The 17,036-nt window shown below is 66.6% G+C and carries 20 protein-coding genes and 2 pseudogenes; 3 read left to right on the plus strand and 19 right to left on the minus strand.

Translation table 11 applies throughout. From position 1 onward, the window contains the following. Positions 1–13: 13 nt before the first annotated feature. Both AC3WTD_RS02080 and AC3WTD_RS02085 read right to left on the minus strand, forming a co-directional pair. Positions 14–577, minus strand: a complete 564-nt coding sequence (locus AC3WTD_RS02080; protein ID WP_235645217.1) for a hypothetical protein — start codon at positions 575–577, stop codon at positions 14–16. 152 nt (positions 578–729) lie between these two features. Next, positions 730–1,449, minus strand: coding sequence for a thermonuclease family protein (locus tag AC3WTD_RS02085; protein WP_235645216.1), 720 nt, complete (start codon positions 1,447–1,449; stop codon positions 730–732). Positions 1,450–1,605: 156 nt separating this feature from the next. Between AC3WTD_RS02085 and AC3WTD_RS02090 the strand changes: the two genes are divergently transcribed. Next, the gene (locus AC3WTD_RS02090) at positions 1,606–2,799 is read left to right on the plus strand and encodes a hypothetical protein (RefSeq protein ID WP_235645215.1); all 1,194 of its coding nucleotides are present in this window, start codon (positions 1,606–1,608) and stop codon (positions 2,797–2,799) included. Positions 2,800–2,807: 8 nt separating this feature from the next. On the opposite strand, the gene AC3WTD_RS02095 is transcribed toward AC3WTD_RS02090, so the two are convergent. The 7 genes from AC3WTD_RS02095 to AC3WTD_RS02125 all read right to left on the minus strand — a co-directional run bounded on the left by AC3WTD_RS02095 (position 2,808) and on the right by AC3WTD_RS02125 (position 8,220). Continuing rightward, a complete protein-coding gene (locus AC3WTD_RS02095; RefSeq protein ID WP_235645213.1) occupies positions 2,808–3,485 on the minus strand; it encodes a DUF6694 family lipoprotein in 678 nt (225 codons plus the stop codon). A gap of 14 nt (positions 3,486–3,499) precedes the next feature. Continuing rightward, positions 3,500–5,278: a single-stranded-DNA-specific exonuclease RecJ gene (locus tag AC3WTD_RS02100; RefSeq protein ID WP_492612778.1), complete on the minus strand. Its 1,779-nt coding sequence runs from the start codon at positions 5,276–5,278 to the stop codon at positions 3,500–3,502. 41 nt (positions 5,279–5,319) lie between these two features. After that, positions 5,320–5,634 (minus strand): HU family DNA-binding protein, encoded by a 315-nt coding sequence (locus AC3WTD_RS02105; protein ID WP_235645409.1) that lies wholly within the window; start codon positions 5,632–5,634, stop codon positions 5,320–5,322. Positions 5,635–5,703: 69 nt separating this feature from the next. Beyond that, positions 5,704–6,423: a hypothetical protein gene (locus AC3WTD_RS02110; protein WP_235645408.1), complete on the minus strand. Its 720-nt coding sequence runs from the start codon at positions 6,421–6,423 to the stop codon at positions 5,704–5,706. Positions 6,424–6,433: 10 nt separating this feature from the next. Next, on the minus strand, positions 6,434–7,054 hold the full coding sequence (locus tag AC3WTD_RS02115; protein ID WP_235645407.1) for a lytic transglycosylase domain-containing protein: 621 nt from the start codon (positions 7,052–7,054) through the stop codon (positions 6,434–6,436). Between the two features lie 102 nt (positions 7,055–7,156). Beyond that, positions 7,157–7,507 carry a hypothetical protein gene (locus AC3WTD_RS02120; RefSeq protein WP_235645406.1) on the minus strand — a complete coding sequence of 117 codons (351 nt, stop codon included), beginning with the start codon at positions 7,505–7,507 and terminating at the stop codon, positions 7,157–7,159. Positions 7,508–7,581: 74 nt separating this feature from the next. Next, on the minus strand, positions 7,582–8,220 hold the full coding sequence (locus tag AC3WTD_RS02125; RefSeq protein ID WP_235645405.1) for an energy transducer TonB: 639 nt from the start codon (positions 8,218–8,220) through the stop codon (positions 7,582–7,584). Positions 8,221–8,268: 48 nt separating this feature from the next. Between AC3WTD_RS02125 and AC3WTD_RS02130 the strand changes: the two genes are divergently transcribed. Continuing rightward, entirely contained in the window at positions 8,269–9,150 is an 882-nt protein-coding gene (locus tag AC3WTD_RS02130; protein ID WP_235645404.1) for a DsbC family protein, read from the plus strand. Between the two features lie 61 nt (positions 9,151–9,211). Next, positions 9,212–9,406: a hypothetical protein gene (locus AC3WTD_RS02135; RefSeq protein WP_235645402.1), complete on the plus strand. Its 195-nt coding sequence runs from the start codon at positions 9,212–9,214 to the stop codon at positions 9,404–9,406. 18 nt (positions 9,407–9,424) lie between these two features. Here the strand turns inward: AC3WTD_RS02135 and AC3WTD_RS02140 are convergent, their stop codons facing one another. The 10 genes and pseudogenes from AC3WTD_RS02140 to dnaN all read right to left on the minus strand — a co-directional run bounded on the left by AC3WTD_RS02140 (position 9,425) and on the right by dnaN (position 17,017). After that, the gene (locus AC3WTD_RS02140) at positions 9,425–10,375 is read right to left on the minus strand and encodes a hypothetical protein (RefSeq protein WP_235645401.1); all 951 of its coding nucleotides are present in this window, start codon (positions 10,373–10,375) and stop codon (positions 9,425–9,427) included. Positions 10,376–10,386: 11 nt separating this feature from the next. Beyond that, positions 10,387–10,575 (minus strand): annotated as a pseudogene (locus tag AC3WTD_RS02145) (DNA translocase FtsK); the annotation flags it as partial. Between the two features lie 159 nt (positions 10,576–10,734). Then, a pseudogene (locus AC3WTD_RS02150) lies at positions 10,735–11,625 on the minus strand (recombination-associated protein RdgC); the annotation flags it as partial. Between the two features lie 301 nt (positions 11,626–11,926). Next, a complete protein-coding gene (locus tag AC3WTD_RS02155) occupies positions 11,927–12,790 on the minus strand; it encodes a hypothetical protein (RefSeq protein WP_235645399.1) in 864 nt (287 codons plus the stop codon). 243 nt (positions 12,791–13,033) lie between these two features. Further along, positions 13,034–13,846, minus strand: a complete 813-nt coding sequence (locus tag AC3WTD_RS02160; RefSeq protein WP_235645398.1) for a hypothetical protein — start codon at positions 13,844–13,846, stop codon at positions 13,034–13,036. A gap of 115 nt (positions 13,847–13,961) precedes the next feature. Then, positions 13,962–14,453: a hypothetical protein gene (locus tag AC3WTD_RS02165; RefSeq protein ID WP_235645397.1), complete on the minus strand. Its 492-nt coding sequence runs from the start codon at positions 14,451–14,453 to the stop codon at positions 13,962–13,964. A 45-nt stretch (positions 14,454–14,498) separates the two neighbouring features. Further along, positions 14,499–14,903 (minus strand): hypothetical protein, encoded by a 405-nt coding sequence (locus tag AC3WTD_RS02170; protein ID WP_235645396.1) that lies wholly within the window; start codon positions 14,901–14,903, stop codon positions 14,499–14,501. Next, positions 14,900–15,550 carry a hypothetical protein gene (locus AC3WTD_RS02175; RefSeq protein WP_235645395.1) on the minus strand — a complete coding sequence of 217 codons (651 nt, stop codon included), beginning with the start codon at positions 15,548–15,550 and terminating at the stop codon, positions 14,900–14,902. The genes AC3WTD_RS02170 and AC3WTD_RS02175 overlap by 4 nt, the downstream gene beginning before the upstream one ends. A 130-nt stretch (positions 15,551–15,680) precedes the next feature. Beyond that, positions 15,681–15,860, minus strand: coding sequence for a hypothetical protein (locus AC3WTD_RS02180; RefSeq protein WP_235645394.1), 180 nt, complete (start codon positions 15,858–15,860; stop codon positions 15,681–15,683). A 53-nt stretch (positions 15,861–15,913) separates the two neighbouring features. Further along, positions 15,914–17,017: a DNA polymerase III subunit beta gene (dnaN, locus tag AC3WTD_RS02185; protein WP_235645393.1), complete on the minus strand. Its 1,104-nt coding sequence runs from the start codon at positions 17,015–17,017 to the stop codon at positions 15,914–15,916. Between the last annotated feature and the right edge of the window lie 19 nt (positions 17,018–17,036).

Genomic DNA, 17,036 nt, shown 5'->3' on the forward strand with positions numbered 1-17,036 from the left:
GAATCGCCGCGTATCAGAGGTCTTTGGCCGCATTTGAAACGGAGGCCTTGAGCTTCGCCCGCATCCAATCGGCATCCACAAGACTCACAGCAGCGAACGATGACCCCGCGTCGTGAGGTGATGCCACAAGCAACCAGTGGTCACCCGTCCAGGTAACCTCAGACGCGCTCGCCCCAGACGGTCGGTGGGCATCATCGTCCGGCGCGCCGAACTTGGTGGTCATGGCGCTTACGATGAGGTTGAGCTTGTCGCCCTGCAGAGCACTCGCGCCGATCATGACTGCGTGATCGTCCTCTAGAGCGATCTGGAGGATGCCTGACTCTGAGCCGCCGTAGCCCTGTCCGTTGACTTGGCAAAGGACACCCGTCTTCTCAGGATGGCATTGCGCGTCGGGGTACTTCGCCGATATGGCTGCCTGGCTGTCCCCTAATTTCAGGCCCTTGATGTCGGGGACCACTTTGGCAGTGGCCGCAGTCGCGCCGGTCGCCGGTGCCTCCATGGTTTGGCCTTGATGATTCGGAGTCTTGCCACATCCAACCAAAATCAAGGCCAACCCCAGTGTAATTTCCTTGCGCATTCCCTGTTTCCTTCCTGTGCTGAGGTGCCGCAGTCTGCCATAAAACCACGGTCGCCCTTCCCGACTCACCGCATCAGCCGGAGGTTCGACCTCGTTGCGGCGCCCAGTCAGCGCCGATTGTTTGCGCGCTGCATCCACTCCGGCCTATCCAACTAGCCGCCGGCGCCGACGAACGTGCGCCGGTCGAAGGTGCCGGTCCAGATTCCCCGCTTCTTGAACTTCGCATCCGACTCTTCCGCGGTGTAAGCGCGGGTGACCTCGGTGTCGGCGATGGCCCACCCATCACCCACCAGCTGCGCGCCCAGGTCCAACAGGCCGACGACGCATTTGCCGACCATGCGGCCTAGATGATCGGTCCCTTTGTCGAAACACGCCACCTCGTTGCGGCCTAGAGCGCGTCGAAGGGCGGTCAAGCTCTGCTCCCCACAGTACCAATCGACCGAGCCGGTCCGGCACGGCACCCGGGCGTCAGGCACCGCGATGCCCCACAGCACGACTTGGCGCCCGTTCAGCACAAAGCTGTTGGCCGACACGACCGCCGGCAGCCCGACGATGGCGCCGCGCGCAGCATTGGCGCGGGTGCGCTCATTGGTGAAGTCCTCGGGTGTCTGGGGCGGCCGCGCCTGGCTGACCGGACGTGGCTGGGTCGGGGCGGGCTGTACGATGCTGTTGAAGGCGCGGCCGGCCGCGTTGGTGCCTTCGAAGCGATCCAGAAGTTTCTCGTCCGCCGCGACGACGCCAGCGTTGTCGGCCGGGGCCGGGGCCGACTCCCCGCCCCACTGCTGGTGCGCGATGAAGGCGAAGATAGCTCCGCCGGCCAGGAGGGCGGCCAGGAAAAGGCCTCGGTTCTGTGGTTTTTTGGTCTTGGCCATGCGCTTCGCTCCAGTGGTTTACGCGTAGCGTACGCATGGAGGCTCCGCAGGAATCTCCGAATCATGCTGAAATGAGCCTGTCTTTTCCGGACCAAAGGACTGGTGCCTGGGTCATCCTGTGTTCGTTACCGACGGACACCTTTGAGAGCCGAACGCATGTCCCGATCCAACCACCTTCGCGCCAAGCCGGCCGATCAATCGTTCGAGATTCGCCTGCCGGTACCCAACCCGGCCGAGGCTCACGCGTTGGCGCTGACGGCGGCCCATCTGGCGCACGCGACCCAGCTGAGCGAGATCCTGACCTCGTATGACGCCAACAAGGAGCTGGCCCAGCGACTCTCCGGCGAAATAGACGCGCTGCTGGAGCAGGCCGATGCCCAGTGGCGGGCGTTCCTGATGCGTTCGTGCGTTTCATCGGCCGAGTACGACGCCATGGATGCCATGGGGCCGCCCAATGCGATCAGCATCGACGGCGACAATGGGCTTCCGGTGGCCGTCTGGGCGTCGAGTACTCCCCGCGACCCCTCCGAATGGCCCCCAGGGCTGACGCTCGCGGTGGCCCGCCACGAGACGACCTTCATTCCTACCGTCCCATTTCGCCAAGTCGCGCTTGAGTCGCTGCCGGCGAGCGTGCAGAAGGTCCGGATCACCGACCCACGCCACACGGCCATGGCCGCGCTGGACGAGGTCTTTCGCGTCATGGCGCACGACTTGGACACTCACATCCGCGACGCGGTGCCCTCAATCGCCTGGCTCCGGCTGGCGCACCTGGTGGCCTTCTACCGGAAGGCCGCCAAGCTTTCGCGCGAGGGACTGTGCGAGGACGAGTTCCGTAACTGGGAAGAGCGCCTGGACGAGATCTCCACGCCGGTCGACCAGATGGCGCGGGTGATCGCAGAGGGCGCTCTCACTTCCCGGGCTCAGCACGTCGCCGCCCTGCAGCTGGTGGCCCGCTTCGTCGGTCGCACGATGGACATGAGCCAGCAGTCGAATCCGGAGGCCAATGAAAGTGACTGGTTGACGCCGACGCTCCAAACCGTGGATCAGGCGCGCAAGAGCGTGGAGGCGGCCATGCAGGGCTACAACCTTGCGCTGATGGCCTTCGCCGGCGTGGCCTCGCCCGGCGCCTCTGCCATGGCCATCACCCGGCCGGTACCGCACGGCCTGCCCGTGCTGGCCATCGTGCCGGAAGGCACGTCCGTGACGACTCTCCGCACCGCCCGCATGCTGCCGGCGCCGGCGCCGGCATCGGGATCGGCTCCGATCGCGTCCCTGGCGGTTACCGGCGCTACCGTGCCGGCACTTCCATCCAGCGGCGAGCGTACTGCCCACCGCCCCCGTAAACGGTAGGCCCTCGCCTACCGCGCGAGTTGGACCTCCGACGCGGGCAGGCTCTGCGCCTGCGCATCGCCTCTGACGCGCTTGGCCAGCTCGACGTTGATGCGCGCTTGCGCCATCTTGAGCACTTCCAACGGCGTGCGTCCGGCCAGGATCTTCTGCGCACCGGCGATCAGTTGCTCGGGCGGCACCTTGTCGACGGCCACCTTCTGGGCACGAAGCTGCGCGATCGGGAGGCTAGCCACCATCATCACGCGCACAGCCTTCTGAAAGGCCTTGGCATCATCCTCGGGCAGGCTGGCGGTAATCTGGTTGATCGAGTCGACCATGGCGTCCAGGGAGGAGCCGTCGATATGCATCGCGTGCATCGCGTCGCCGACCTGCGTGCCGGCGGCCCCTACAACTTGGCTCGCGACCGCGGCTGCCGTGGCGGTCGCGATGTCGCTGGCGCTCTGCCCCACCGTCGCGTCCGAGACGTACTCAAGCCCACTCTGGCTGCCAGTGCCCGCCGGAGCGGCTTCGCCCGACCAGGGCGAGGCCGGAATCGGTCGATCGTCGACCGTGGAGGCGGTGACCGCGGCGTCGTGCGCGGGCGCCGGCCCTTGGCGGTTGTAGCGCACGAGCAGTGCCAGCGCGACGATCCCGGCCACAACCACGCCCACGACGAGCGCCGGCGTCTTCGAATCCTGTGCGTGCATGCTTTTGCTCCTCTTCACTGAATGACTTGCGCCGCCTGGACCTGGATGTCCACGGTCGTGCGCCCTCGAAAACTGTTCACCGCCAGCTGGTAGGTGGCCAGCAACTCCTCGCCAACGCCCACCGGCACGCTGCCGCCCGGCGTCATCGCACGGAACCAGATGCCCGGGTGGCTTCCGTACGCACTGCGCAGCTGCAACTTGAGGTGGCTGCCGTCGCCCACCGCTTTGACCTGCTCGACAACGAAGCGATCGGTGAAGGCCGCCGGCTCGAACTCGCGGCCGTAGGGCTCCAGCGCATCCAGCTCCTCGATCACGGACATGTCAGGCGCACGACCCAGCGGCCCATCGCTCCAGGTCACCGGTCGAAGCGTCGACGGATCGGTCTGCGCCGCCACCGCCTCGCAGAAGGCATCGTGGAAGCGCACCAGGTCCGTTTCGGCAAGCGCGGTGCCACCGGCTCCCGCGTGCCCACCGTAGGAAAGCAGGAGGCCGGGATGTGCCTGCGCCACGGCCGCCAGCGCCTGGCGCACATGGACACCCGGTACCGTGCGCAGCGACCCGGTCAGGACACCGGGCTTGCCCTGCTTGGGTGACAGGCAGCACGTCGGCCGGCCAAAGGCCTCCACGATCCGCGATGCCGTGATGCCGTGAACGCCGCTGTGGCCATCCGGCAAATAGATCACCAGGCCCGGCATGCCCGCTTGCGCCTGAACGGCGGCGATGTCCATCGCGATGGCGGTCATCGTGCGCTCGACGCCCTTGCGCGCCTCGTTCTCGCTCTCGAGCAATGCGGCCAGGTAATCGGCCTGCTCCTGCTCGGTCGTGGTCAGAAACTGCAGCGAAGCCAGCGGGTCGGCCATGCGCCCACGCGCGTTGATGCGCGGCCCCAGGCCATGGGAGATGTCCTTCGTGCAGAACGGGCCATCCTTCTTCATCACCTTGCGCATCGCCTGCCACGGCGCACGGGTTGAGGCGTTGATGAGGCGCAGGCCGTAGCGGATAACTGCGCGGTTGTTGTGCGATCGCGCGAGCGATACCGCGTCCGCGGTGGTGCCGACGGCACTCCACGCGAGCAGCGGCGCCAGCGTCGGGGCGTCCGCAGGGAGCCGACCGCGGCGCATGAGTTGCTGGCGTACCGCGCACATCGTCAGCCACATCACGTGCACACCGGCGATCAGTGGGTCGGCGAACTGGGAGTCTTCTCGGGCTGGATTGACGCAGGCCAGCGCCGAGGGCGGGCCCTTCCCTTCAACGCCATGGTGATCGGTGACCACCGCGAGGAATCCGGCCGCCTTGAGACGGGCCAGGCGCGGCTCGTCGCCACTGCCCTGGTCGCCCGTCACGATCAGGCACGGCCGCGGCAGATCTTCGACGATGCGCTCGACGAACGCGTCGGAGACGCCGTAGCCCTCACGTTGGCGATGGCTCTGCAGGAGCACGATCCGTTCAGATGGCACGCCGAAGTACTCGGTCAGCGCCAGGAGGAACACCGCTCCCGCGTCCGCGCCGTCCGCGTCATGGTCGAACACTCCGGCCAGGTGCATGGCCGGGTCCATGACCGCATCGGCGATAGCGTTGGCGGCCACGTCGATGTCAGGCAGGAGATCAGGACTGTCGATCATGCGCACGCTGGGCGCGATCAGGTCGCGGATCGTCGTCGTCGGCGCACGAATGCGGGCCGCGATGATGCGGGCCTGCAGGTCGGTGAACCCTTCTGCCTGAGCGCGGGCAAGCACATCGGGATCAATGGGGCGGTCGCGCGTCTGGGGAAGCATGGGCGTGGTCTGGGTCATGCCAGTAAGCATCGGCGCGTGCGCTCGGCGCGAAAAATCGGTCAGATCTCTGCGAGTGCGTCCGCCTCCCCTAGAGGACGCGCGTCGCGCACGGCCGCCTTGAATCCCGCACTGGGCCGGAAGACGGGGATGCGCGTGCTGGGCAGCCACACGGGCTTGCCGGTGCGCGGGCTCTTCGCCTGGCGCCCCGGCCAATCCTTCGAAAGGAACTGGCCGAAGCCGGCGACCTGCACCGTGCCCCCTTTGGCCACGTGCGTCGCGACGATCCTGGCGAGATGGTTGATGATGGCCAGCGCGGAGGCGTGGCTGAGACCGGTTTCGGCCTGGAGCCGTTGAGCAAGTTCGGATTTGGTCACGTGGTGGATCTCGAACGGGACTGCCTCCTGCGGTCCCCTTTTGGCGTGGTGCGATGATGGCTCGCCGCGTCAGCGCAGCGGGATAGCGTCGTAGCCGAGCTGTGCGGCTGCAAAGCTCGCGAGGTGCAGCGCCTCTGGCGCATCGTCGACGGTGATCTGGAGCTGCCGTGCCCATGCGGCCAAGCGCAGCTGGTTGGCCTGCAGGTACTCGCTCGGTCGCGGGCGTAGACCGTCGGCGACGTGCGTTGCGATAGCGGCGTTGTTGATCGCGGCCACCTCCTTCCCGTCGCGCTCGAAGCGCAGCCACAGCCAGGTACGCACGCGGCCGTCGGCCCCGTTCTTGTTTCCGCTGTCGACGTAGATCACGTCCACCGTCGGCAGCAGCTCCCCCAAGCGATCCAGGGCGTCGGCGACCATCTCATGAGCGGCCTCGCGAGCCTCGCCCACCGGTGCCACGTCGGCGCTGCGCGACGCCGCGCCCTCTGCCGTGCACCAGGACCCGCGCGGGTTGAGTTTGAAGAGCTCGCGGCCGGCCCAGTAGACCTCCTTGGCGACACGCGGCGGCAGGGAGGTCTCCTTGGCCAGGCGGTCGATCGAGCGGTCTTCGTGCAGAACGTGGGGGGTCAAGTCCACGCGAGTGGTCTTGTTGCCAGAGACGCGCTGGAGCACCAGGGTGTTCTGGGAGCGCTTGGTAATATCGCCCGTGATGTCGGTGGTGACTGACAGCAGGCGCGGAATGTTGGTGTGAATGACCCGCAGGTGGGCCAGTATCTGGTGGTTGGAGTACACGGTTCTTCCTTCAGGGGGTCGCGGCCAGACGCGATACGCGTCGGGCAATCGCCTGGTCGATCTTTTCCAGGTAGATGCGCTGCATTGCCGGGTTGGGCGAATGGTAAAGGGCGATGGCCTTGGCCGGCGACTTGCTGCGCAGGAGGCCGTCCTTGTAAAGCCAGCCCTGCACGAGAATGTTCACGCACAGATCGTCGCGCAGGAGATCCTCGGAGATGCCGCGGGCGGCCAGGTTTCGCAGGTGACTGGAGTTGATCTGAGCTTTACCGATGTCATAGGTGCCGTTGCGGTTGGGCCGAGAGTTCTTGCCCACCTCGCCACCCTCGACGTCCAGGATCAGGTACAGCGGCATCGGTTCGATGTCGAATGCGGCCGTGGCTTTGGCCACGCACTCGCGGACGTGGGGATCGTCCTCCGGGAGCGCGCGGGACGAGTTCGAGCGAGGACTCTTGGCCGGCTTGGCCACCCGGACCACCACTGGCTCGAGCCTGCCGGCACCTTGGGCCGCCGCCGCGGGCTCGCCGAGCGAAATCGTCCGAATCGCGCCACCGTCGGCATGCACGTGCGCAGTCACCGCCGCGCCTAAAAGGCCGATCGCCATGGCTAGCGTGCTCCTGGTCTTGGCGTTCATCCTCCTCTCCTCGCTCCCGGTGTCGTCGTAGGACCGCACTTTAGGTGCTCGGACGGACGTTCCAGGGGCAAATGGGTGCCTTTGGGGGCCGTCGTTTTCTGGTTACATCCGGCCGCGGTGCTTGGGGGAGACCCAGCGCCGGCGCACATCGTCCATGCTTTCGTCGAGGGTGGCGTCCACCAGGTCGATCAGAAAGCACGCACGCACGGTGTCGTCGTCCATGAGCGTCTCATCGAAGAATGTCGCCGGCAGACTTGCCAGGTGGCGGTCGAAGTAGTAGCTGGCCGCGACGGTCGTGAAGTCGTGCTCGACGCCTGGCTCGTCGTCGGGGATGACGATATGCGCGACGACCTGTCCGTCGCGGACGATGTCGGCGGCCAGACCGGGACGCTTGGCGCGCGACATGTAGCGGATGTTGGTGGCGCTGTAGGGTGCAAATCGCTCAGTGGGCACGCAGATCTCCTGGGGGCGGGTGATGGGCCCAGAAGATCACGCAGGCTTTGCGGACAAAGTTGGCGCGGCTTGTCTCAGGAATCGCGACTCTCGACAGACCCGCGCGACAGGCGTCCGCGGAAGAATCCGATCGGTACGGAGATCCACGACGGTACCGCCCGGCCACGCAGCAGCCCCGGCTCGAACTTCCATCGTGAGACCGCGGCGATCGCCGCCTCGTCGATCTGCGGGGAAACACTGCGCGAGACGCTGATGCCCTCAGGGTGGCCATCAGGACCGACCAGCACGATGAGTACGACCCAGCCCTCGGCACCCTCGTCGTATGCACTGAGGGGGTACTGGGGCATGTCGGTGACACGGTAGGAGGCGATCTCCCGCGGCGGAACGTCTGGCCGCTTCAGGGGCGCGCTGACCAGGTCCTGCGGTCGCGCGGCCACGCGCACTGCCCGCGGCTGGACCGGCGTCGCCGGCGTCGGCGCCGGCACGCGCGGGGCCTCGACATGGCGCACCACCGACGGCGCTGTGGCCGGCGGCTTGGGGTCCTGGGCGAGCGTGGGGTTGTGGTGGATGATCGAGACGATCAGCACATCGGTGCGCGCGGCCGGCGGTTCGACCCGCGGTGGCGAGAGGCGCACCGGGAGAGTGGCGTAGATCACCAGACAGCTGTGCAGCAGCAGTGCGATGGTCCAGGCGGCGATGCGGGTCGGCTTCATGCCGGCACGATAGGGGCCGAGGGTGTGCACGTGGCCGGGAAACGGGCCGTGAAATTGCGGGCGTTTCAGCGCAGCCAACGGATCGGCGCCGCCTATTCTGACCATCCGCCGCGCCAAGGCCGGCGTTCCCTCAACCCCAAAGGACGGCCCATGCCCATCTTCACACGTCTCGCCCGTCGCGCCATTGCCTGCGCCCTCGCCCTCACCGCTTCGGCCACTGTTTTCGCCGGCACCGCAGCGCCGACCGATCACCCAGCGATCCGCGAGACGGTCCGTGCCATCAACGACAAGGCCGTCATCCGCTCGATCGACGACATGCCGATCGCCGGCCTCAAGCGAGTGGTTGCGGACGGCTCGGTGCTCTACACCACGGACGATGGCCGCTATCTGTTCTACGGCGTGCTGCTGGACACTCAGACCCACCGGAACCTGACCGACGAGGCCCTGGGCGACGTGCGCCTGGAGCTCCTCAAGACCATTCCAGCCGAAGACAAGATCGTCTTCTCGCCGAAGAACCCCAAGTACACGGTCACCGTCTTCACCGACACCGGCTGTCCCTACTGCCACATGATCCAGAAGAACCTGCAGGGTTACATGGATGCCGGCATCGCCATCGAGTACGTGCCCTTTCCCCGCGGCGGCGTCCAGTCGCCGGAGATGGCCACGATGACGTCGGTGTGGTGTTCGAAGGACCCGAAGGCGGCCTACGACACCGTGGTTGCAGGCGGCAAGGTGCCGCCGGCCAGCTGCGCGCGCGGCGCCGACATCGAGAAGATGTACGAACTGGGCGACAAGCTCGGCATCGAGGGCACCCCGGCGATCTACGACCAGACGGGCCGCCAGCTCGGCGGCTTCTTGCCGCCGGCCGCCCTGCTGGGCAAGCTGCAGCAGGGCGAGAAGAAAGCCAAGAATCCCGCCTCCGCTCCCTGACCCCCACCTGTGTCTTGCACAAGGCCCGCATCGCGCGGGCCTTGTCGTATCCGGAACATCTATGCGTCTTGAGTCCGCTTTCGCCATCAATCTGCGCATCGGGATCTCGGTGCTTGTCGGCGTCGCGGCCGCGCTGATCTCCTGCGTGGCCACAGGCCGGGATCTCACCGAGGGCGTCTCCCTCGGATCCCTCGTCAGCGCCGGCGTCCTGCTCGGCTCCTACGTGCTCGTACCCGCCCGGGCGGACGGGTCATAGTGGTCCCGAGACTTCGGCTCAGCGCCGACGGGAACTCATGGGGCTGTCGCCGGCTGCCCGCTCGATGCGGCACGCTGCGCTCGCCGACTGCGGCGTCCAACTGGCCAACCGGCCTTCCATATCGGCGATGCACTCGTCGATCGCCTTGTATCGAGCGTAACGCTCACTCGTGAAGCCCTTTGTGTCGAGCTTGTTCCTGCGCGTGAAGTCGTCGATGGACACCAGTGTGTAGTCGAACTGAGCGCCAAGCGGCAGCTCGTGCATCACCTGGTTCAACAGCGGCGCGGTAGCGATGTTGCAGCAGGTGAACTGCAGCAGCGTCGGCTGCCCAGGCGTAATGGGGGTGCGCTCGTTTGGCTTTTCGTCCGGTCCCTTGAGGTTCTCGTCAAAGACCACTTCGCCCGACGGCAGGGTCACCCGCAGGTGGAAGATTGGATTGTAGACGTCCATGTCGGTCCGGTTGACGAAGGTGAAGACGAACGTCGCATGATCGTCCACACCCAATGCCCCTTCGGCCGGCGGCACAAAGGCAGGCTTGGGCCACTCGAACTGGTCGACGGTGAATAGGCCGTCCTGGTAGGCCTGCGCGCGGGCCAGCTCCAGCAGCTCCTTGTCCAACTGCAGCGTGCGCAGGACCGATGCGTTGCGCACGGCATCGGGCGCGGCGGGATCGGCGGCCGGTGCATGGACCTGGTTGTCGACGTTCCCCAGCGTGCGCGTGGTGAAGCGGATGAACTCATCCAGCGGCATGCCGACCACTGCGGTGGCAGCTGGCAGTTCTGCATGCGGGTGCCTGATGAAAGCCTCGACGAAGGCGTCACGGGCCTTCGTCGCGCTGGCGACCTCGCGGCGCGGCGCACGCTTGATCGCCGCGTCGATCGCCGCCTCCAAGGTCTGGCCCTCGCGCGGCTGGATCCGCGGCTCGCTCTGGCACCCTGCAAGGACCGCCACGCCGAGCAGCATCAGCATACCGGCGCGTCTCACTGGACCGGCTCCGCGCGACGGCTCTCACCGCTCACGCCCTTGAGGAGCTCGCCGGCGAGGATGGTCCGCGTCCCTGTTCCGTCCGGCGGCGAGACGAAGGCTTGCGCCTCCAACGCCTCGAGGATTCGCGCCGCGCGGTTGTACCCGATGCGCAAGGTGCGTTGGACCGCCGAGATGGACGCCTTTCCGGTGGCCAGAAGCACCTGCTTTGCCGCCGCAAGCGTGGCAGCATCGGTGTCACCATCCGGGGCCACCGCCGGCGCGAACTCCAGCTCGGCCGTCCTGTTCTCCTTGACCGCCTGGTCGAGAACAGCGTCGCTGCTCGGCCGCCCCAGGCCGAAGATGGCGTCCAGCTGATCGAGCAGCTCGCCCACTTCCCCGTGGACGAACATTGCACGAGCCTCGGTCTCCAGCTTGAGGTCCCCCTCGGCGCGCTCCGCCGCGGCGTCGAGATCCACCATCGCTACGTCGAGGAAGTCGAGCTTGCGCACGACCAGTGCCTCGTCCAGCACGAACGATAGCCGGTTGCGGTAGACCAGGCCCAACTGCGTCACCTGCTTTCCGCCGCGCAAGTGCTCGCGCACTTCTTCGCTATCCAGACTCTCGCGCCGCCCGCGCCACACGGCGCCCTTGCTGCTGGAGGTGTCCTTGAGCTCACACTCGTCGCCAAGCGACCAGCCCTCCGGCAGCGTCCCAGAGGCCAGCCAGCCGGTGAGAATGGCCCGCACGGGGTTCTCCGGTGCCATGGGAAGCGCCGGGAAGCTACCCAGCGCTTCCCGCACGCTCGTCAGGAACGACTCCGCGCTCTTGCGGCTGGCATTGTCTACGCACACGAACCCGCGCTTGACGTCGATCCATGCGTCGGTGCGCCCAGGCTGGATGATCGCCCGAGGGAGCATTTCGGTGACGAGATCGTCCTTGATGCGTTTTCGCTCGCGTGCGCCGACCTTGCGGCCTTCCTCCTCCTCGATCTTGAGCACCTTCTTCTTCAGCGCGCGATTGACCGCAGAGGCCGGCAGCAATTTCGACTCGCTGGCCAGCGCCAGAAGCACCGCGCCGCCCACCTTCGTCGAGAACTCGCCCTCCGTCCCGGTCGGACTCACGAACCCGCGTGTGTGAACTTCGAGCGGGCCGCACTCTCGCAGCGGATGCTCGGGAAGAGCTTCGGGCAGGCGGTCGAGGTCCTTTGCCACGGCCTCGGAGATCCGAAAGAGGGTGATGTTCTTCGGCAGCATTGCGTGTCGTCTCCGGTCAATGTCCGCCGCGCAGCACGGCGTAATTCCAATTGGGCAAGGCCCGATGCGGGCCGTCGTAGCGTGGGAGCACCGACGGCGTGCTTCCGCGCGGTTTGCCGGTCGGCCGCTGCCTGGTCGCAGTGGCTTCAGGCTGGGCCGGCTCCGCCGCGGCGCGAATCATGGCGAGGCGCTTGGCACGCGCGGAGGCGTTGGGGCTTGATTGCATCTTTCTAGTTTCTCCTTTGGGTTGGTGCACGACCCGGCGAAAGGCCAGGGATTTTCCTCGCCCTTTCGGGGCAGATCAGTTCCCGGCGAAATACTCGGGCGCGTGCTGCACGCAGAACACGTTCAGCGCCTGCACGTGAGCGAGGGGGAAGTGGTATTTCACGGACGACTGGAACAGGCGGATCTGGATGCCTGCCACCTCGCCGCGGAAGTCGCGCCCCGGTGTCCAGTTACGCAGCTCCAAGTCCTCGAGCAGGCCCCGGACTGACTGGCGGACGTTGTCGGCGTCGATGTCCGGGTTCGCGAACGGGAGGCAGTTGGCCAGCGCGTCGAGGTGCGCGCGGATGCTGCTCTGGCTGGTGAAGCTGTAGCGTGCCGGCGACCAAAAGCCGTCGGTGCTGGCGCCGTGCTCCAGGACGAACCGCCCGGAGACCGGCTTGGTCTCCTTCTGGTACCTCAGACCGAACACGCGCGCGAACTTCTCCGCCGCCTGCTCATGCGCAATCTCCGTGGCACGTGGCGCAAACCGCGCCACCAGACGCTCGACCAAATCAACGCAGGTGAAGGGAGCACGAGCGGCCAGCGACTTGTGGGTGAAGTAATACTCACGGAGGTCATCGACCTCCAACGACAGCGGCGTGTCCGACGGCGAGAGCACCTCGCTTACCCGTTCCACCATGCGGATGAAGAGCCGAGACGGCACGCAGTGCATCCCATCCGACCGGGCCATCGGGTCGAACCGGGTAAAGGAGGCACAGCGGTTCTCCTCCAGCTCATTGGTCACTCGATCCATGATGGCTTGCAGCTCGGCGTGCGACGCGTCGAGCATTCGTGCCTCGGCGAGCAGAACCTCACGAGCACCGTGAGTTGCGCCATCCTGCGGGAATGCACCCTCCTCCGGGAACGCGATTGACCCCTGCGTGATCTCGTTAGACAGCATGTCGGCTCCTGATGGTCGGTGAAGATGCTTTCCACCGTAGACGCGGACGGCGTGGCCCGAAGTTGACTGCGGAAACAGCGAGGGCTCGCGCCACCACAGCGCGAGCCCTCCTGCCACCTTCCCTGGCGACCGATCGTCCTTGTTGTGCGGGCTCAACCGCTCCGTGCCTTCCACCATCCGGCGCCGTCCCCGGCGCCCACCTTCGATCAACCTACCTCGCCCTTGGGGCGCCACCAAACCGGGTTATGCAGCCCTAAGCGGGACCGACCGGAGGCTCGGCGCGTGCTCGCTCAGGAAAGCGTTGATCTGCGATGCCAGATCGAGGGGAATCAGAAACTCAACCTTGCGCTGATAGGCGCGCAGCTCGATCGGCCCGATGGGGCCGTAGGCATGGCGCTCGGGCGCCCAGCGATTGAGGTTGCCCGCCGCAACCAGGCTGCGGATGCCGTCGGCGATCCGGTTGGCGACGCCGCTGTCGATCGTCTGCACCACGTCCTGCAGCGACCGGCAGGCGTCGACGAGCGTCCGGTCATTCGAATAGGTCAACCGGCCACCCCAGCTATCGCAGTACATAGGCAGCGTCAGCACGATGCTGCCGCGACGCTGCGCTGGCTCGTCGCCGGCGGACAGGCCAAAGTGGCCGACCACACGCTCCGCCGCTTGGCACATCGTCATATTTGCAGCGCGGTCGGCAAACGCGGCATACAGCGCCTCGCCCAGCTCGACACAACTGAAGTCCTCCGACGGCACGCCCTGCGACTCGTCGATGGATTGACTCACGATGTCCTCGTGTCCGGTCAGCTCCAGGTGCTGGGCGCCTGCGAGTTCGGAGCGGATAACCTCGACAACTTGTGCGGCCGTGCGCCGCGCCATGCGGGCGAGAGCCGTGGACGGATCGTGCGGGAAGTGCTGGAACGGGCGCAGTGACGCCGGGCAGGAACGGTATTCGTACGCGTCCGCTTCCTGAGCGACGGCGATCAGTTGGCGGTAGCTGGCGGCAACGCGCGAATAGTTGCCTTGCAGATCTTCGAGTATGCGACGGGTGTTCGGGTGCATGGCGTGACTCCTCGGGTTTGTCCCAAGGATGCCCGCGGGGGCGGCGGGTCGAAGATCGCGGACACTCTGTTCGATCCTTCCTCGATGGCTCCCGGTTCTGCGCGTTGGCTCGTGCCTACGACTGGAGTTGGCGCAATAGGCGGTCGCGCTCGCGCACGGGTTCCACCTTGAACACCCACGCTCGGACCGCCCGAACGTCTCGTTCCCGGATCGTAAGACCCTTCACCGTCCAGTCGCGGATCGCGGCATCAATCTCGTGGTACTTCTCCTTCATCTCCAGGAGATACTTGAGGTCGCAATCATGGGCTTCCGCGAACTCCGACGTAATTTTCGCGCGCCAGCGTTCCGCGTATTCCTCGTGAACTGCCACAATCGCGGTCCAGGTCACGCCGGCGACGGCAAGGAGTCCGGCAACTGCAGCGAGGTGCGTCGCGTTGTTGAACCATGCTGCCAACGCGACCACCGCCCCGATGAACATCATCGACTGAGCGATCACCTTCTGGCGGAATCCGCCCACGCGGAGTATCCGGCAGTCCGGCGATCGCAGGAGTGCGCGCAGCTCCGTGTCCGCGGCGGCGTCGGTGAGCGGTTCATGTGCAAAGTTCATGGTGTTCTCCGTGGTGTGAGGGCCATTTCGCTGGAGGGGTCCCGGCTACGCGTAGCGCTGGTCGCGGTCGAAGAGTTCGGCAATGACGCGATCGACGGAGCATGCCGATGGCGCGTTCTGGGTGGTGGCCATCGCCAAGGCGCGCTCGCCTGCCATTCGCTCCAGCTCAAGCGTCCTGCGCGCCCCGAAGGGTGCACCCTCCGCGAGGAGCCGCGGTGTCTTGGCCATCGCCGCCGCCAGGATCTCAATCTGCGCAAACGCGCCGTCGGGGCGGGCTGTCGCGAGGTAGCGTATGTGCGTGAGGATCTTGCTCAGCTGGTCGAGCGCGGCGACGTCGTTCGGCTCCACGACGACGCCCGAGGGCGCGGGCGGTTGCCACGCGTCATCCAGGCCCGGCAGCTGGGGGTAACCGTTGTGGAACGACGGCTCGTCAACGATGGCGTCGGTCATGATCTGGTGTCCTCTTGCGCCTTTGCGATGGCGTCTTTGGTCAGGCCCGCTTGGTACGTGGACAGGTCGAATCCCGGTGTCCGGCAGGGACCTGTGCAGCGCAGAGCCCACCGATACGCTTCGGCCGCCAGGCCGGCCTCTTTAGCCATCCTGGCCGCACCCAACGCCGCTAGCGTGTCACCCGCGGCGAAGGCGGCCGCATACAGCTGTCTGGCCTGCGCCGGGTTGCGCGGTCGGTCGGTACCGGCGGCGTGGATGTTGGCGGCCGCGTGGAGCATCCAACGGTCGGTGTAGGTCGGCTGCGCCTGGCGCCTCAGAGCTGCGTGCGCGGCGGTGAGCACCCGATCCACGCTCTCCTCGCGCAGCTTCGCGAAGCGCGCCGGTGCGAAGATGGGCGCGTCCGCACGCGATGGGTCCGGGAACAACGCCGCCGCCGCGACCAGGTTTCCCTGCCCCAATGCCGCGCGCAGCCAGCGGCGTTCGAGGTCGGTGACTCTATCGCGCGCACGGGGTGACTTTGCCCCCGTGGCCTCCAGCGCCCTTTGCTCGGACTGCTGCAGGGCGCTGAATGCCTCCCAGGGATCGCCACCGGGGTGGATGGCTTCCACGGCCGCGACCAGAGCCCTGTCGGCGCGGTAGTTTGCCAACGTATCCCGCGCGACGGGGTAGCAACCTCCGGCCAACGCCAAGAGGAGGCCGGCTGCGACCAGAGTTCGCTTTCGCGGGCGTGGGGTCGGGTCCGCTGGAGACTTCATGCTCTCTCGTTTCATCGGCCTGTCACCGTCCAACCACAACGACGCCGGCAACGATCATGGCGACCACGAGGGCGAGCCAGCTTGCCTGCCGGCGTGCCTTGTCCAGGCCGTGATTTCGACCCCGCAGGTATGCGAGTCGCGTGGGATCTTCTTTGGCCAAATGCAGCTCCAAGCCGCGTGTCAATCGCTCGAAATCCGGCATCCGTGGCTCCTCGTCGGGCGCGGCGCCCCTGCGATGGGGCACATGGGGTCAGGTCAAAGGCGCATCGGCATGACCACGTGGCGGATGGACTTATCGTCTGCGGCGTGGACCAGCAGGCTCGTCGTCGCATCGCGCACGCTGATGCAGGCCGTTTCGCCGATGAAGGCATCCAACGCATCGGCGAGGTAGTGGTGGTTGATGCCGAAATCCATCGTCGGCACCGTCGTCTGCGCGGCGACGTCTTCGTTCGCGCTACCCTGCCCTTCGTTCTTGGAATGCAGACGGATGCCCTCCGGGGTGAAGGACAGGCGCAAGCTGTTGTACTTTGCCTCGGCCAGCAGCGCCGCGCGGCGCACCGCCTCGCGCAGGTCACCCGCGCTCACCGACACCGAGCCTGCGAAGCCGGTCGGAATGACGCGTTCGAAGTCGGGGAATGTGCCAGCCACCAAGCGCGTGGTCAGTATCGTGTCGCCCACGGCCACGCGCACCTGGCCCGTACCGGCCTCGATGGTGACGGCCGACTCGTCCTGCGGCAGGAGACTGATGATTTCGGCGATGCCCTTGCGCGGCACGATGGCCGAGTAGTCCTTGCCCACGCGCTCGGGCAGATCGACCTCGCCGACCGCGAGGCGGTGGCCGTCACTGGCGACACATTCGAGCCTCGCACCCGTCGCCTTGAGCAGCATGCCGTTGAGGTACGTGCGCACGTCGCCCTTGGCCATCGCCACGCTCACGCGGTCCATGACCCGGCGCAGCGCCTTGGCTTCGACGCGGATCGCCTGTGCGCCTTCGACCTTCATCGCCTCGGGGAACTCGGTCGCTGGCAGCGTGGAGAGTGTGTAGCGGCCCTTGCCACAGGTGATCGCCACCTTGTCCGCCGACAGCTTGACCGTCACCTCGCCGGCGTCCGGAAGCGCGCGCACGATGTCGATCAGCTTTTTGCTCGGCACCGTGATTGCACCGTCGGCGATAGCCTGCGACACGTCGCCGACGCTCTGCAGCTCGATCTCCAGATCGGTGGCCTTGACCGTCAGGCGGCTGCCCTCGCAGTTGAGGAGGACATTCTCCAAAATCGGCATCGCGCCGCCGCGCTGCGTGGCGCCTGCCACGGAGGAGAGTTGGCGCAGAAGAGTGGTGCGAGCGATTCGGAAGTGCATGGGCGTCGCCTCAGTGAGT

This window comes from Rhodanobacter sp. FW106-PBR-R2A-1-15, from assembly GCF_058789735.1.